11 protein-coding genes are annotated in these 17,324 nt (G+C 51.3%); 5 read left to right on the top strand and 6 right to left on the bottom strand.

What is annotated here, in order from left to right; genetic code table 11:
* Positions 1–36 precede the first annotated feature (36 nt).
* From ADIS_RS14940 to ADIS_RS14925, 4 genes are all read left to right on the top strand, one after another.
* Complete coding sequence (locus ADIS_RS14940; RefSeq protein WP_010855437.1) at positions 37–1,686, top strand: M28 family metallopeptidase; 1,650 nt, start codon at positions 37–39, stop codon at positions 1,684–1,686.
* Positions 1,687–1,750: 64 nt separating this feature from the next.
* Entirely contained in the window at positions 1,751–2,923 is a 1,173-nt protein-coding gene (locus tag ADIS_RS14935; protein WP_010855436.1) for a hypothetical protein, read from the top strand.
* Positions 2,924–3,009: 86 nt separating this feature from the next.
* Positions 3,010–4,359: a neutral/alkaline non-lysosomal ceramidase N-terminal domain-containing protein gene (locus ADIS_RS14930; RefSeq protein WP_010855435.1), complete on the top strand. Its 1,350-nt coding sequence runs from the start codon at positions 3,010–3,012 to the stop codon at positions 4,357–4,359.
* Positions 4,360–4,451: 92 nt separating this feature from the next.
* Positions 4,452–7,472, top strand: a complete 3,021-nt coding sequence (locus ADIS_RS14925) for a PVC-type heme-binding CxxCH protein (protein WP_162141575.1) — start codon at positions 4,452–4,454, stop codon at positions 7,470–7,472.
* 983 nt (positions 7,473–8,455) lie between these two features.
* Here ADIS_RS14925 and ADIS_RS14915 read toward each other — a convergent pair.
* Positions 8,456–9,853, bottom strand: a complete 1,398-nt coding sequence (locus ADIS_RS14915; protein ID WP_010855433.1) for an MBL fold metallo-hydrolase — start codon at positions 9,851–9,853, stop codon at positions 8,456–8,458.
* Positions 9,854–10,019: 166 nt separating this feature from the next.
* On the opposite strand from ADIS_RS14915, the gene ADIS_RS14910 reads away from it, so the two are divergent.
* Positions 10,020–10,898, top strand: a complete 879-nt coding sequence (locus tag ADIS_RS14910; RefSeq protein WP_010855432.1) for a ChaN family lipoprotein — start codon at positions 10,020–10,022, stop codon at positions 10,896–10,898.
* A gap of 111 nt (positions 10,899–11,009) precedes the next feature.
* Here the strand turns inward: ADIS_RS14910 and ADIS_RS14905 are convergent, their stop codons facing one another.
* The 5 genes from ADIS_RS14905 to ADIS_RS14885 all read right to left on the bottom strand — a co-directional run bounded on the left by ADIS_RS14905 (position 11,010) and on the right by ADIS_RS14885 (position 17,324).
* Positions 11,010–11,720, bottom strand: coding sequence for a 3-keto-disaccharide hydrolase (locus tag ADIS_RS14905; RefSeq protein ID WP_238325445.1), 711 nt, complete (start codon positions 11,718–11,720; stop codon positions 11,010–11,012).
* A gap of 7 nt (positions 11,721–11,727) precedes the next feature.
* Positions 11,728–13,107, bottom strand: a complete 1,380-nt coding sequence (locus tag ADIS_RS14900; RefSeq protein ID WP_010855430.1) for a neutral/alkaline non-lysosomal ceramidase N-terminal domain-containing protein — start codon at positions 13,105–13,107, stop codon at positions 11,728–11,730.
* 149 nt (positions 13,108–13,256) lie between these two features.
* Complete coding sequence (locus tag ADIS_RS22405) at positions 13,257–15,332, bottom strand: BNR-4 repeat-containing protein (RefSeq protein ID WP_010855429.1); 2,076 nt, start codon at positions 15,330–15,332, stop codon at positions 13,257–13,259.
* Positions 15,333–15,469: 137 nt separating this feature from the next.
* Positions 15,470–16,120 carry a hypothetical protein gene (locus tag ADIS_RS14890; RefSeq protein WP_010855428.1) on the bottom strand — a complete coding sequence of 217 codons (651 nt, stop codon included), beginning with the start codon at positions 16,118–16,120 and terminating at the stop codon, positions 15,470–15,472.
* A gap of 166 nt (positions 16,121–16,286) precedes the next feature.
* The gene (locus ADIS_RS14885) at positions 16,287–17,324 is read right to left on the bottom strand and encodes a DUF3500 domain-containing protein (protein WP_010855427.1); all 1,038 of its coding nucleotides are present in this window, start codon (positions 17,322–17,324) and stop codon (positions 16,287–16,289) included.

Here is a 17,324-nt window from a genome sequence, read left to right as displayed (position 1 = left end):
AACTTGTGGAGCGAAACAAAATTAATCCCACTAGTTATGCATAGTTACCTATCCAGTCGCTTGCTTCCATCTTTTTTTCTGCTGCTCACGTTTTTTTCTTTCTCCTGTCAGCAACGTGCAGACGAAAACCATGCGGTTTCCCTGTCGGCGCTTGAGAGGCATATTCAAATCCTCTCCTCCGATGAATTTATGGGGCGAATGCCTTTTACTGAAGGAGAAACAAAAACAGTCGCCTACATTACGGAAACGTTTAGGGAAATGGGCCTTTCACCGGGAAACAACGGGAGTTACAAGCAGCAGGTACCACTTAAGTCGGTTACCACGAAAGCAAATGGAGAGATGACAGTCCGCAGCGAAAAAGGGGTACATACTTTCGAAGGCCTCAAGGATTATGTGCTTTGGACACAGCGTACCGAAACTCCGTTAATCATTGGGGAGGCGGAACTGGTTTTTGCAGGTTTTGGCATCGTTGCTCCTGAATACGGTTGGAATGACTACCAAGGTCTTGACGTAAAAGGCAAGATTGTGCTCGTATTGGTGAATGATCCGGGATTTGGATCGGATGATGCAGCGTTTTTCAAAGGAAATACCATGACTTACTACGGACGCTGGACGTACAAATTCGAGGAAGCGGCCAGGCAGGGGGCGTTGGGATGCCTTGTAATCCACAATACCATTCCGGCGGGATATGGGTTCAATGTCGTGCAGAACAGCTGGAATACTACCAAACTTTACCTTGATGGGGCGCAGGAAACAGGAAGGGATATGGCTGTGGAGGGATGGGTATCTTATCCGATGGCTACGAAGTTGTTGGAGCTTGCGGGCTACAACGACCGTGAGTTGTTGGCAAAGGCGAGAACTACCGCGTTTCGTCCGATTCCGTTGGGACTAAGGGCAAGTACAGACATGGAAGTTCAGGTAGCAACCAACTCCTCCGTAAATGTAATTGCCACCATCCCCGGTACTACTCGAGCCGACGAGTATATCGTCTACACCGCCCATTGGGATCACTTGGGCGTAGGCAAGCCTGACGAACGAGGGGATTCGATCTACAACGGTGCGCTTGACAATGCCAGCGGGACCGCCGCATTGCTAGAAATCGCCCGATTATTTGCCGGGTCACCGAAAAAACCGGAGCGGACTGTGGTGTTCTTGGCGGTTACTGCCGAGGAACAGGGATTGCTGGGTTCTGCCCATTATGCCCAAGATCCGGTGTTCCCCTTGGAAAAAACGGTGGCCAATATCAATATGGACGGCATCAATCCCTATGGCAGGATGCGGGATATGGAGCTGGTGGGTATGGGACAGTCGGAGCTGGAAGATTTGGCGGCGGAGGAGTTGGAAAAGGTAGGACGTTACGTGGCACCAGAGTCCAACCCAAGTGCCGGTTTTTATTTTCGGTCCGACCATTTCAATTTTGCCAAAAAGGGCGTTCCTGCCCTATACATGGGGACAGGGATTGACCATGTCGAGAAGGGAAAGGAATTCGGCAAGGAGCTGGCCGATAGCTACGTAGCCCAGTATTACCACAAGCCTTCTGATGAATACGATCCAGACCGCTGGAACCTCGAAGGAGCCGTAGAGGATGTGGGCATTTATTACCGTGTTGGGCACCGATTGGCCTTTTCAGACATTTGGCCGGCTTGGAAGGATGGTTCGGAATTTAAGTTGCTTCGGGAAAAGTAGCTGTTAATATTTTAGTTTTAACGAAATAATTAATAAATTAAGGCTTCATTCAAACTTGGTTCCAATGAAGCTTCCCATCCTCCCTTCTATCCTAACGGTTTTTATTTTGTTGCACGCTGCCTGTGGAACGCAACAAAACAATGAATCCGAGCGAAAGTCATTCGAGTTGGTGGTCTTCGATTCACTGACATTCGAGCACTTGGGGCCTTACAACCTGCTGGATTATCACAAGGACAAGGGTTTGTATCTGTTTTCTGCGAAGCTGTTAGAGGGAACCTACTACTTGGTAAACGACGCAGGTGAAGTGGTCGCAGAAAATTCGCTGGCAGATGGTCCCAACGGGTTTGGCATGGTGCTTCATCGGGCGGGATTTGTGGGCGATGAGGTTGTGTTGGTAGGCACCAACCGTGTTTTTGTATACGATCTTCAATTGGTGCGACGGCGCGATTACCCATTTGAACAAGAGGTTCGTTTTCGGCTGATCCATGCCGTTCGTGATTACCTGGCTACTTATCAGTTGGACGGGAAGGAGTGGCCCTTGGTCAATATCAGCGAGCAGATCCTTCCCCGCTATCCGGTGGATTATTTCGATACCTTGAACTTGGTACATTTGATGGATGTGCAAACAGGAGAGGTCCGGAAGGGCGGAAAACTGGATGCACAAAGTGCCTTTATGCAGGGGCAGCTGAGTCCCTGGAATGACAAGCCCGTGTACTTTTCCGATAGGGAATCTGACCTGATCAGCGTGGTGCTTTTTGGAGACTCGGTACTATACCAGGTTGATCCCCGCCGTTCGTTTTCTACGGCAAACCGAATTTCATTGCCCCGTCCTCAGCCGGATGAGTGGCATGGCATTCCCATGGCGGATGCCACCATGGAAAATGTGCAGGCCGGAAGGCGAAAATCGGTGCTCAGCGGCACATTTTTTAATATGATGGGAAAAGGGAATGCTTTTTTGTTAGCCTATAAAACCGGCGGTAATGGCATGCTTTTGTCTGAAGAAATGGACAACGAGGCAAGGCGAAAGTTTCAGGAATCCCGAAAAGTTTTTTACATTCCCGTACGGGATGGAGAAGTTCAGGGCCATCCCATCGCCTGGGATAAGCCGGGGGACTTAGTGCTTGGAGTGGGAGAGAACCGCTACATACAGTATGCAACAGACCAAGCCGTCCTGCATGATTATGAAAAGGATTATCAGTGTTTTTACATTTTTGAGCTGCGGGAAAAGCATCCCTAGCAATAGACTGATCCATTGGTGTTTTTCAAGGTTGGATATGAGGACAGAAACCGCTATCTTTTTGACGGTTATTCTCATGTAGATTTATGTCCCTGTCTTTCCTTCGCCTTTCCGTTCTCTCACTGGTTACTATCCTATTTTGCTGCCTACTTCCCTCGGTCCATACGCCCGCACAAGGACTTCGTGCGGCTGTGGTCAAGACCGACATCACCCCCGAAAGCTCGCAGTGGCTGGTTGGTTATGGTCCGCGCAAGTCCACCGGCATCCACGACCGCATTTATCATCGGGTGTTGGTATTGGATGATGGGAGCACTACCTTCTGCCTCATCTCTTCCGACATCTGTTTGGTATCACCAGCAGAGTACGACCGGGTGGCGGCGCGTGTCCAACAGGAGCTGGGAATTGAGCCACAAAACCTTTGGTGGACGGTAACCCATACCCATTCGGCCCCTGAAGTAGGGCCTCCCGGATTGCCGGAGGTGTTTATGAGTGAACGCTACGAACACGAGTGGGACAGGGAATACACGGGCCTGGTGGAAGACAGATTGGTTTCCTCGATCGAAACAGCTTTGGCCTCGCTCGTGCCCGCCAAGCTGGGCATAGGTTGGGGCCATTCCAATGCCAATATCAACCGGCGGGCCATAGGTCCGGATGGCCGGGCTTCTTTGGGACTGAATCCCGACGGCCCGGTTGATCGGCGTATTGGGCTGATTCGGGTAGATCATCGGGATTCCGACCAACCCCTGGCATTGGTAGCCAATTATGCGATCCATGGAACCGTGCTCGGGCAGCCCCATACCGAGATCAGCGGGGATGCCCCGGGCATTATATCGGCCTACGTGGAGGAGAAAATCGGTGCGCCCATGCTCTTTATCAACGGTGCGGCCGGCAATATTGCCCCGATCTACAGCACCTACCCAAATCCCCGTGCGGGACATCTGTCTCAGTTTCAAGTATTGTTGGGCGATAAGATCTTGGAGGCCTATCAGCAGGTGCTGGGTACCTCCTCTGACATCACGTTGTCATCCGGGGGGTTGACGGTGCTCACTCCCCGCAAGGAAGGACTGGGCTGGCCGGAAGACCTGCATGCCTATGCCGCACAGGCTCCCGATGGCAGACCCCTGATTCGCCTGCCGATCCGATTTCTTCGTGTGGGTGGGCAATTGGCCATTTGGAATGCTCCCCTGGAGTTGTTTTGCGAAATTTCCAATGAAATTCGGGATAAATCACCCTTTGACTACACCTATTATTTCGGTTACGCCAACGGATGGCTGGGGTACTTGCCTACTGCCGCTGCCTACGCACAAGGCGGCTACGAGACGGATGTGGTCTCGGCATTTACCCCACGTGCCGGAGAGGACCTGATACAGGCCGTGCTTTCTTACCTGCATGGCCCCATGAGGTCCGCAAGAATCCACTCCCCTGATAATCCCTGAAACAGTGATACTACACCCCCATGGCTTTACCTATTTCATGCCTGTTCACCCATTTTATGAAAAAATCAGTTCATTGTAATACCGCTTTAATCGTGAAAGTTACATTTCCTTACCTACCTACTTGGGTTTTCAGATCCCTATTGCCAATACTTGGATTTACCGCAGTTTTAGCTTGTTCGGGTGCGAAGCAGGATCAACTTCCGCCCATCCCTTCCTTTGAGCTGATGGAGGGTTTTCAGATCGAGCTGATTGCTGCTGAGCCCTTGGTGGCTGACCCAGTGGATATGGAGATTGACGAATACGGACGCATGTATGTGGTCGAAATGCACGGATATCCGCTGGATCTCAGCGGCACGGGTAAGGTAAAGCTTTTGGAAGATACCGACGGGGATGGAGTGATGGACAAGAGTACGGTGTTTGCTGATAGCCTGGTACTTCCCACAGGCATCATGCGTTGGAAGCAGGGGGTATTGGTGACCGACCCTCCCCACGTGTGGTACTTAGCAGATAGCGATGGGGATGGAGTGGCTGATATAAAGGAGGTCCTATTGACCGGTTTTGCCCGGTCCAATCCGCAGCACAATGTCAACAGCCCCCGCTTGGCGATGGATAACTGGATTTACCTGGGCCACGAACCTGCGGTGACCACCAATCAGTACGAAGAACTGCTGGGAGATAAAGGCAGCGAAGTGCACTTTCCAGCAAATGCAGCGGGTGTGCGCTTACCCGTGAACGCCGCAGGCCGTGGGGTTCGGTTTAAACCGGAGGGGCATTCCTTGGAGCTATTGTCCAGTCGCACCCAGTTTGGTCATACCTGGGATGCGCATGGCAACCGTTTTTTGGTCAACAATAACAACCACGTCATCCATGAGGTCATTCGTGCGGAGTACCTTGGGCATAATCCCTATTTTCCGGTATCGAATACCACTCAGTCCATTTCCGATCACGGAAATGCCGCCGAGGTCTATTCGGTGACCCACCAGCCCGAGCATCAGTTGCTCACGGATATAGGGGTAATGACCTCGGCCTGTGGCCCGCTGATCTACCTGGGCGGTGCCTTTCCGGAAGCTTTTGAGGGGATGTACTTTGTCAACGAGCCCGTCAGCAACTTGATTCATGCCGACCGTCTCACGGCCAATGGTGCTACCTTTTCCGCCGGAAGGCTACTTGAAAACACCGAATTCCTGGCGTCCAAGGATGCCTGGTTTCGTCCCGTAAACCTCTACGTGGGACCGGACGGGGCGATGTATGTCGTAGACTATTACCGGCAGATCATCGAGCATCCCGAGTGGATGGCCGAAGAGGTGGTCAAGTCCGGGGCCCTATATAACGGTACCGACCAGGGCAGGATCTACCGCATCACGCCTAAAGGTACAGGTAGGGCCACCTGGAGCCATCGGCTGCTGCTGGGCGATGCAGGTCCGGCCGAACTGGTATCTTACCTGACCCATGCAAATCAGTGGTGGCGGAAAAACGCACAGCGCCTACTGGTAGATCGCAGGGATCCATCTTCCATTCCGTCCCTGTTGGCCTTGGCAGTGGATGACGCCAACGAGCTTGGCAGACTCCATGCGCTCTGGACACTGGAGGGAATGGGTCAATTGACCGACAAACTGATTGAGGATGCGCTTCAATCCGCATCGGCAGGCATACGTATGAATGCCGTAAGGCTGGCGGAAAGCCGTTTGCCTAATTCCTTGCCGCTTACCAAGTCCCTATTGGCCCTCTCGGCCGACTCCGACCCCCAGGTACGGTTTCAATTGATGAACACACTGGTTTTTGCGGAACATCCCGAGGTACCTTCGGTACGGCAAAAGCTTTTGATGCAGGACATGGCCGATGAGTGGGTCCAGGTGGCGGCCCTTTCGGCAAGGTTCGAGCAGGTAGGCCCCATGTTGCCCCTTTTGCTGGAAGCGTATGATCCGAACAATGCATCGATGGGTTCTCTGGTGCGAAAGCTTGGCCGCATGTTGGCGGTGCAGGGTGATGGGGAGGTATTGGGTAGGTACTTGGATCAAGGGTTGGCCCAGCCGGCTAGGGCTTGGCAGGGGCCTTTGCTCAGTGGGATTCAGGAGGGCCTGCGCAATCCCTCCAAACTTGGCCTTATATCAGATGTTCGTTCAAAGGCACTGGCGTCGGCTGTATTGGGGCAGTCTGATTTGGAACTTAAGGGTGCCGCGGTTGAATTATTGGAAAAATTGGGCTCCAAGCGAATGGTATTGGATCGTGAGCAGCTGGCGATAGCGAAGCAATGGGCCAAAGATCCTGGGCTAAGTGGCGAGGAGCGGGCGGTGTACCTACGCCTCGTTGCTATGCATCCCGAGTCGGATTTTATGGAGAACCTGAAGAGCTGGATTGGCAGCACGGAACCGCTTCCCGTGCAGCGGGCGGCCCTGCGTCAGTTGGCGCAGCAATCGGAAGAAGATGTGCCGGCTTTTTTGTTTGGACGTTGGTCCAGACTAACGCCCGAACTTCGGGAATCGGCCCTACAAGTGCTGATGGCCAAGCGGCAGTATATCGTCGCCTTATTGGATGCCTTGGACGAGGGAGTGGTGCACCCTTCCCACTTGGGTTGGCCCCGCACGGTGCAGTTGATGAACCAGCAGAATTTGGCGCTAAAGGCGCGGGCTCGGGAGATACTCACCCGGCATGAACAGGAGCGGGAAGGTGTGTTGGCTTCCTATGCCGAGTCACTGACGCTGGAAGGATCGGCCCTTGCAGGCGCACAGGTGTATGATGCCAACTGCGCCGTGTGCCATCAGATGGGCAAAGACCGTGGCCAGGCCTTTGGGCCGGATTTGGCATCTTTACGAAACCGGCGATTGGAAAACATATTAAGCGATATCCTGGATCCCAACCTGTCCATTGCGGACAATTACGACCTATGGTCGCTGGAGCTGGTAACAGGGGAGACGGTACAGGGGCTGGTTGCCTCCGAGACTACGACGGCTCTGTCCATTCGGCAGGCGGGAGGGGTGGAGCGTACTATCGCCCGGGATCAGATCCGAACGATTCAGACCCTCGGCGTATCGGCGATGCCCGCCGGTTTGGAAGCCGGCATCAGCAAGCAGGAGATGGCGGATTTACTTGCGTTTATTAAGCAGGGGGGGTAATGGCAAGGAGAGTCGGGAAAAAGCAGCGTTATGCCATCTGGTCTTTATTTAATCCCCTGTACGGGATCTCAGAATCTTTATTTATCGTCGCACCATTGGTGCTTTCGGGACTTGTGATGATCCGTTTGCGTAGCCCTAACAGGCCATGCTAATGGTTACTGCACCGGTGGTGCTAGAATAGCGTGGCCGAACGATTTTCAAAGGCATGTGGGCTATGTTTTTTTCCGTCGCAACCTTATTGCTTACTCAACTATCCGCACCAAAGGTGTACCATCTTTAGCCTTGGGCAAGGCCCAAGGAAGCATAATTAAAGTGATACCAAAGCACCAAAGGTGCGGAATCACTAGCAGACCCAGAAGACTTAGGCCCTGCGTATATCTACCATGCACCCCGGCTTGGAAGTTGACATCAGTAAGCAGGAGATGGGTGATTTGTTGACGTTTATCTCGCGTACCTTTGGTGATTAGAAAGAACCTCCTGTAACAGAACCATCCAATGCCGTTTTTGAGCAATTTTAGGATAGGCATCTACTCCAATTTAGGATCAATCCGATGTTTTTTCTTAATTCAAGATGCACTTCCAGTTGCCGCAGCATCATCTTCTAGACCTAAGTCTAAATCAATGTCTAAATAATGCCAAACAGGTTCTATCCAATGTTTTTTCATAGTTGTGTTGCGTTTGAAAAACGGTAAGTTATAGAAATCATAATTTTAAAAAAAAATTATGAGAGCAAATTTCAGCAAAAAGTGGAGACGACAATCCATTCGTTTTTCATGCGCATTGCTGTTTTATCCTGAGAACACAAGGTTTTAATTTTTCAGGATTTTAACAAGATTATGTGATAAATCATGGGGAATTAAAGGGAAATATGCTTGTCAAAATAACCTGCCGCAGCATCGTTTTATGAGGAACAAAAATCCCCCTAGGCTCTTACCTGATGGTGTAGGTAAGGCCTGAGGAGGATTTGTTATTTTGCCGGGCCATTAGCCGTGTACGGCCACTGCCTTACTCCAGTCGACCCAGCCTCCGGCGTAATTCTTCACGTTGTCAAAGCCGTGCGCCCGTAGGATGGAGTAGGCGATTGCCGCCCTGCCTCCGCTCTGACAATGTACGATTACGGGACGGTCTTTTGCAACCTTGTCCAAGTTGTCCGTAAGCTTGCCCACAAAGAGGTTGTCGGCACCCTCGATATGGCCCTTCTTGTATTCGGCCACGCCGCGCACGTCGATTACCTGGGTATTGCCTGCTTCCAGGGCCGCTTCCACTTCCTCTCGGTCTATAGGCTGGTAGGTTGCCAGGTTGCCGGATTCATAGGCTCTCAGTTGGGTGGGGCTGATGTATCCGTGGATATTGTCCAGGCCTATGCGCATCAGCTTGCGGGTCAATTCGTCCATCTCCGCTTCCTCGGCGATCAGTACGAAGGACTCCTCGTAGTTCAGGTACCAGCCCATCCAGGTGGAGAAGGAGTTGTTATGGGTGATGTTATACGACCCCTGTAGGAATCCCTGGGCAAACTGCTCGGGGCTACGGGTATCGATCAGCTTGAGGCCGGCGGCCTTCGCATCCCTATAGGCTTTTTCGCCGAGATTGGGTACCTTAGGAACCTCAGTTAGGAGTTTTCGGTCTACCTTGTTCAGCTTTTTCATCATCGCAAAGTACTTCGGCGGCTCGGGCTGATCGGCTAGCAATTCCTTCGCAAAGGCTGTTTTGTCGTTGAGCAGCTGTAGAGCCCAGTTTCTGATTTTTTCATACCCTACGGTGGTCATTGGTACGGCACCCAAGGCCTTGCCGCAGGCGGAACCTGCCCCGTGTCCCGGCCATACCTGTATATAGTCGCCGAGTTGGACAAACTCGTGTAGGGAATCGAACATCTGCGCGGCTCCCACATCTTGCGTGCCTTTAAGGCCTGCGGCCTGTTCCAGCAAGTCTGGTCTGCCCACGTCACCGACGAATACAAAGTCACCGGTAAATAGCATCACGGGTTCGTGGGATGCAGGCTTATCGGTCAGGAGGAAGCTGACGTGCTCGGGGGTGTGCCCCGGTGTATGCAATACTTCGAAATTCAGGTTGCCCAGTTTGATGTTGTCTCCGTGCTTGATCTTGTTATGCGGAAAGGCGTATTTCCAGTTTTCATCCCCCTCGTCGGAGAGGTAGAGCTCGGCACCGGTTAGGGCCGCCAGTTCCCTGGATCCGCTTAGAAAGTCCGCATGGATATGGGTTTCCAAAATGTGGGTAATCTTCATGTTGTTGGCCTTTGCTATCTGAAGATAGGTGTCCACATCTCTCTTTGGATCGATCACCGCGGCCACACCCCCGGCCTGACATCCAATCACGTAACTGGCCTGCGCCAAACTTTTGTCGTATACTAATTCGAAAAACATCTTTGTCTTATTTTTTGGTTTTCACTGCTTGATTGCGACGGGTAAGACTTTCTTCGGAAAGTTTTACGGTTCCCCCGCTCGTTTATGGATACAAAATTGGTACCTTTTGGGTCTGTTTTCAGTGACAAAAATTACCAAACACCCGCGAATGGGCTAAATAGACATGATGAACTGCCGCTTAATTGCCTTGCTGGGAATCTGTTTTTGGGTGGGTTCCCCTACAAACGCCCAAGTGGAGTGGATGCAAAGCGCCAAATTATACCTGGTATCCGAAGGAAGGGAAGCATCGCTCCCTGAGTTAGTAGCTACCTTGGAGGGGGTAGATGTGGTGTTTTTCGGCGAGGAACATAACGACAGCATCGCTCACCGCATGCAACATGCCCTATATGCCAAAATGCTGGAGGCCTATGGATCTGTGACGCTTAGCATGGAAATGTTTGAGCGGGACGCCCAACTGGTCCTTGATGAGTACTTACAGGGCCATATCACCGAAGCGAAGCTGAAAGAGGAGGGCAAGGCCTGGCGGAATTATGCAGATTATGCCCCCTTGGTGGAGTTGGCCAAAGGATCGGGGCAGCGGGTGCTTGCCGCCAATGTGCCCACCCGCTACGCCAACCTGGTAGCGAGAAGGGGATTGGCGGATTTGGAGGCACTTCCAAAGGAGGCCCGTCGGTGGATGGTACGGTTGCCTATTGATACACAGCGCCCTGCCTATCAGCGGAAATTTGACGAAGCCATGGGGGGGCATGGCCACGGCATGGGGCCATCTGTCTTTCATGCCCAGCTGTTGCGGGATGCCACCATGGCCGAAAGCATTTGGCTATCCTACCGAAAGGATAGAAAGACGCCGATCCTGCACATAAACGGTCGTTTTCACAGCGACAGTCGCTTAGGTACCGTAGAGGAACTGTACCATCTCACCAAAAAGCCAAATGTGTTCACGATCAGCTGTTTTCCCTCCGATGATTTTAAGGATCCCGACTGGGCATCCTATGCAAGCCTTGCGGATCTGATTATTCTGACCGATCCGGCCATTTTCGAGTGATGGCGAAAACATGAAACAGTAAGTCAATTTAAGCTATTGAAAGTGTCTTTTCTTTCGGCCAAACGCAATACATTCAGCCTTTTGGCCGGTAAGTAGGCCGCATCCGGGTACCTACCATCTTCGTATCCTGATATTTCTGAAGTAAACCTGATCTCCGTGATCGGTAAGAAGGATATGGCCGCTTTTTAGCTCGCCATAGTTTCGGTCGTTTTTGAACTTGGTCTGTGCCTTACGCTTTAGAAAGTCCTTACTTCCCCGCTTGTAGGACACGACCTTAACGCCGTTGAGCCAATGCTCTACCTTTTTTCCTTTGGCCACTATCTTGCCGCTGTTCCACTCCCCGTGGGGGTGAAGGGTTTTGTTTTTGGGGGCGTACAACAGGTAGCCGGAGGCGGTTGAGCTCAGCCCGTTGGGGTCCTTTTTGATCTCAGGATGATTGAAGTCATCGATGATCTGGTACTCGGGACCATTGATCATGGTGGTTCCGGTTTCCTCGTTTACCAGTTCTCCCACAAAATACTTGATGCCGCTGTTGGCTTTTTCGGTGAGGTTGAATTCAAAGACCAGTTCAAAGTCGCTGTAAACCTCTTTGGTGATGATATCTCCGCCCTTTCCGTACAGGAAGAGGACGCCGTCTTTGTATTTCCAGGCATGTGCTGGAAAGGCCGGGTCTGTTTTGCCCCGCCACTTGTCCATATTGGATCCGTCAAAGAGTGTTTCCCATTCCCCCTGCGCCCGCAGAGAGGAGGAGACACCTACTAATGAAACGACAAGAAGGACAAAAGATAGTTTGTACATGGTATTTACGTTCGTTGATGTCAAGTGTAGATTAGTTTCCTTCCGTGGGAAGGTGAAGGGGCCGAAGGTCGATTTCTTCGGCCAGTTGCCCAATGGCGGTGAGGATGCGTTCCTCTATGCCCTTTTCCCAGGTGCTAGGCAGCCCGTAGACCATTTGGGAGGAGTAGCCTTCGTATCCCCCTTCTTCCAAGATGATTTCCGAAGGGATGTATCCCATCACGTCGTTGGAATAGGCCATTACAAAGCTGTCCTGCCCAAAGGTTTGTTTCAAGGCATTGGCATAGGCCACCGTAACCTCCCCGCCTAGGTTAAAGATCAACTGATGGCCCAATTGCCATACCTGAATGGGATAGGGGTAGCTGGTCGGGTGCTGAATTCCTTGTGTTTGCTCGGTCAACATCCGTTCCGCCCAGCGTTTCAGGTAGCCTGATTGTTCGTTGGCCATTCGGGTAAGTTCGGTCTGACTGGGTGCCGGGGCAAAGGGCAGATCGATTTCGGCGTAAGCGGTTTTTGCAGTAGCTGCCATAGGCTGCATTTCTTCTTCTAATACCCGTTCCACGGCTGCGGCCAGTGTTTTTCCATATTGCTTGGCTAAAGGCAGGGTACGGCGTGGGATGGGGTTTTGGTCTCCGGAGGCACCCTGAAAGAACATGGCCATGGTTCCGGGATATAGCTTTTCCAATTCGATCTGGGCAAAACCAGGATAATCACCAGACCAGGAATAATGGTCAAGAACAGTGGGATGACAGGCATAGCCAAACAAAATGGCTAGGAGGTTGCCTGCCTGGTCTTCAATTTTGGTTACCGGAACGGCATGGTCTATAGGCCCGGCCAGAGCGGTCTTCGAGGCAATGTCCCGCTCTACATTTTCTCTGCGGTTTACTTGAAATCGAGCTACCCCGTTGGCAGAGGAAAGTTTAGCTGGGCGCAGGTTTTGGTGTGCCTCCTCCACAAGGGTCAGTACGCGCTGTTCCAGCCACTGGGAATAAGATTTCACAAGGGCGAGTTGCTCTGTGTCCAGGGGGTAGATATCATAGAGGGCTTCTTCCAGTACGGGGCCAGAGTGGGTGTGGCTTCCATTGAGGATGATCTGACTTGGGTTCCAGCCATATGTTTCCAGAAGTTTCCGGCGAATTCGGTCGGACATTTTCTTTGGAAACCCAAGAATATCGGAGGTGACCAGTACAAGCTGCTTACCGCTTTGATCTTCCAGTACCATTACCTTTGCCCATAGGTCATGGTAGACGCCCGTGGCGGGGGTGGTCCTCGCTGCATATCCGGCCATCCACATGGGCGTCTCAGGGGTAATCACGCTCTTGCTGAGGCCTATTCTCCAAGTCATGTCGTTTTGGGCATGGCTTTTTGGTACCATGCAAAACAATAGGAGCGTACAAAGAAGGATCGATTTCATGTGTCTATAATTGATTTTCAGGGGTCACAATTTGTCCGTGTTTATAGGGATATCTGCCTTTCGGCAGGCAGGTTGCGGGCTTGACAGTCGATATCCTGGTGAGCGATGGACAAGTTAGCTCTTTCCGCCTTTGGTGGCCTCGTTTTCATTTATTTTAGTGTCCAGTCTATACTTTGGTAGAGCAGTTGGATAAATGGCGTGGTACTGAAATCCGTCGGAAAACCCAATGAAGTGTAAAACACTTTACTCTTTCCTGCCCGCCGGAGGATGGCAATAGGTTCCTGATGCCCCGCCGATTTGCCGGTAAGCAAGGTTTGGGTATTTGAATGCAGTAGCGGACTGATCAGGTAAATATTGCCCTGACTTGTCCAATCCGACACCGGAAAGTTTTTTAATATCGAATGCTTGCGCTGTAGGGATACTTGGGTTGGCTGTTCAGCGGATCCATACCCCCTATTTTCATGTCCCAAAATGGCGGGAACAAAGTCCCACCAAGCTTCGTGACCTTCCTGAAGGGATTCGGGAGGAATGGAAAAAGCATGGTTGGCCGTTCGGATGCCCAACAGGGGTTTGCCCTGCGCCAAGTGGTTTTTTATCAAAGCCAATTGGTCTTTTGGAAGTCCTACCCGCCGGATAAACACCACCAGCAAGTCCGATTCGGGGATGGTTTCGATAGCAGGAAGTGTATACCCTTCCCGAGGCCCGGAACCTATCAGTACCTGGGTTCGGTATCCCCTGTCATCCTGAAGTGCCTTGGCAAATGCAGGAATCGTCCAGGTTGCCTCGTAATTATTGGGGTCTTCACTGATTAAGAAGGTGACGAGTTTCTCTCCATTTTTGGCTTTTTTGGCTTCAGAGAGGCGGGATGGGTTTATCCGGACCTTTCCTTTCACCGCCAACTTATAATCTTTGTAGGTAGAATATCGGCCGCTAAGCCAAAGTACAATTTCTTTTTCCTCGTCGGCCAAGACGATAGGCCGGATATTGTTTTCTTTGGACTGGTAGGTGACAGGGGTCCATTCCCATTGGGTCTCGGTGGTGCGGATACCCCGGAAGATCTCGTAGCGACGTTCGCCATCCACCAGCAATGGTTTTCCATTTTTGGGATCTACGTCGGTGGAGATGTACACAACGTCCGATCGGAGGGGATGGAGGCTAATGAGTCCTGTGTATTCGTTTTCACCGGGGTACAGCCGGCTACCCGCATAAGCGATTTCCCTTTCTTGCCAACGTTCTCCATCCCATGAGGCAAAATGATACCTGTGGTCAAATCCGCCTAGAGCCGTATTTCGTGTTTCCCCTCGGGTAATGGGGTCTTTGGTTACAGAAAACACGACATAGGGCCTTCCGAATTCGTCCAAGCGGATATCGCTGGTCCAGGCCACATCCGCACGGGTAGATCGGTCTCCATCGTATACCAAGGTAAAATCGGTAGGTTTGTAGGGACTGCTGGCGGTTCGGCTAATAGGCCCTACCAGGGTGCCGTCGCTCCGGTACAGGTTTCCCTTTTCGTAATATCCGTGATATATGCTGTTGTTGTAGTGGCGCGGATGCTCTTCTGTGGTGATAAAATGGATTCTGCGTTTTCCGTCTGATGCATACCGAAGGTAGGCACGTCCGAAATCCTCAAAAAGCCTGCCTCCAAACTCCCAATGGCTGCCGTCATCGTTGGAAAGGAGGAAATGGGGGTTGTTTTGATTGCCACGGTAAAAGTTAAACGTCTCTTCGGTTTCACTTAGGCGGTATACATTGGAATAACATACCCGGCCGTTCGTCTTGAAGGTTTCTTCTGGTCCCCAGCTGCGTATGTCCCCAGGCTGGTCGGAAAGACGGAATCTCACAAGCGAGTCAATGGAGTGGCCGGCATAAACCGCCAGGTACCTTCCATCAGGACGTACCATAAGTGCACTTACATTGTGGTCATCCGGAGGGAGTGTTCCTTGCGTCAGGTTGAAGGAATGCGTTTGGTTTGTTTTCAGGTTCCATTCTGTCACGGTATTGTCTCCTGTGGAGGTGACTCCGGAAAAAAGCACCTTGTCGCCTCGTAAAATCGCCCGATCATCCTGAAACCAGCACCAACTTCCGTCTTCGTGGAGGGTAATGTCCTCGCTTGCGAGAATAGCCTGATGGAATTGAAAGGCATAGGTGAATGGGGCGTTCGCAGTAACAAAAAGCAAGGCGCACAGTGCAGTGGTTCTTAGGTCAATGGGAGGGGAAGAAAACATGTATTTGATACTATATGAAGCGATGGTCGGACTACTTTTTGGGTAAGTTTACAAAAAAAATCTTGCCATCCGACCAAATCTAGGCCGGGCGGAAAGTGTATTTGATGGCTTATATGTTGTGGCCAGTTGTCAATGGCCTATTTGGGGACAACTTTCACGTTGGTAAACCATAGCGATTGCATTCCCGCGTCGTTTTTATGGTCCAAGGTTAGCATAATACCTTCGAAATTCTGGATATTATCCCAAGTTACCGCTCTTCCCTCCGGTCCATTTCCCCTCCGAAATACCCACTCAACGATTTGGAGGTCGTCGTTAAGATATAGATCGTAGGCATCGCCGGGCGTGTAGCCATCGCTGTCATTGTAGATGATGGAAAGTTTGGTGGCAGGTATTTTCTGTATGGGGGAGGATAGGTTTTCCGCCACTTCATAGCGATAGCCGCTGTCCCAAGCCAACTGAAATGGAAACATCAGCCAGTACTTGTCGTTGATAAAACGTTGGTCAATGGCGTCTAACTCGGGTGTTTTTTCGGCCAGCAGGTAAGTGACCGTTGTATCGGGCCCAGCATAATGCACTTCGCCTTTGACCCGGTTCCATCTCCAGTCGCGGGACACTACCGTCACGCTATCCCGCCGGACATTCCAGGTGTAGGAGATTTCAGCTATGTTTTCCAGGTTTTGAAACCCATAAGCATCCGCTACCTGTAGGGGCAGGCTTTTTTCGTCGGCCGGGGGGGTGCAATAGGCCAACAGGAGGGCGATCACGGGTAGTATTAGAGATCTTTTCATATTATTTTACTTTTTTTTCAAAGGCCATATGGAAACCCTGCCTTCCGGCAGGTTGCGTTTAAAGAAGTCATCCCATTGTGTGTCTTTTGCTCCATGCTCGATTTCATGGATTTACAGTTGTTTACACGTCGGGCGTTCATCGGTATTACGTTCGATAGCAGTCAGGTTACTCTGCTTGGTGGGAATGTCCATAGCTGTAGTGGTTTCCCAATACATCCTCACCAAAATCATTGTTCAAATCACGCACTACCGTATGTACATGGTTGGCGTTGTTTTGAACGTTGTCGTACTCAATCAGTAAATCGGGGTGCTGAATACGGTAGTAGTGGGGCTGCCCGATGGCATTAACCGTACTTCCGGCCCAGGCAAAGTGTACGTGCTGTATGCCGGTACTTCGGACTTTTCCCCATAATCGATCACGCACCGAATCTGTGTAATTGATTAGGTAAACGGCAATCAACTCTTCCAACATTTGCTGTTGGGATTTGGTCAGCTGGGAGTAGCCTATGCCTTTTGGGCTTTGCAGGGAGGCTTTTCGGTCGTTGCCTGTTAGGATGTCATTGGGTGCTTTGTCCGTGTAGATTGCGATTGCTTTTTGTGATTCGTCGAGGCTTTCGAGGAAGGCGAATCCTAGGTTGGTTTCCTTTTCGAGCACCTGTTTGCCCCGGTGCAAATCTACTTGGACGATTCCGGGATTAGAGCCAAAGAAGGTGGGGGTAGCGGACGCAATCGTTCCCCGTTTGGACGAAAAGTTAAGCGACACATGGTGTCCCTCAAAGCGCCATCCCCATTCCCCAGAAGCGTCGGGAGTGCCAAAGAGGGAGAAGAAGTAGTTGTCCGGATCTCGGTAGGTGTCGTTGGGAGGGCGGTTTTCCACCACCCTAAGAACGTTTTCCAGTTCGATGATAGCTTGTGTTTTTTCCTGTCCGGGCAATCCCAATGAAGCTTTGAGTAGCTGTAGGCCGGCCTCCGTCTGGACGGGGTTTAGGTCGTGAAAATTTACGCCTTTCCGTTCCCTAGGAATAAAGTGCCAGTTAAACCGCTCCGAGTGATCGAAGGGGAAGGTGGCTTTTTGTCGCAGGTTGGGATCCAATGTTTCTAGGAAGGCTTTTGCCTTGGAAGACAAATCTTGGGCAAATAGATCCTGTGTGAGCCAGATACTGACAAGGATGATTCCCAATGTGAGGATGCTTTTGGCGTACAT

It is taken from the genome of Lunatimonas lonarensis, from assembly GCF_000390185.1.
GTDB lineage: Bacteria > Bacteroidota > Bacteroidia > Cytophagales > Cyclobacteriaceae > Lunatimonas > Lunatimonas lonarensis.
This window is presented reverse-complemented; position numbering and strand designations above follow the sequence as displayed.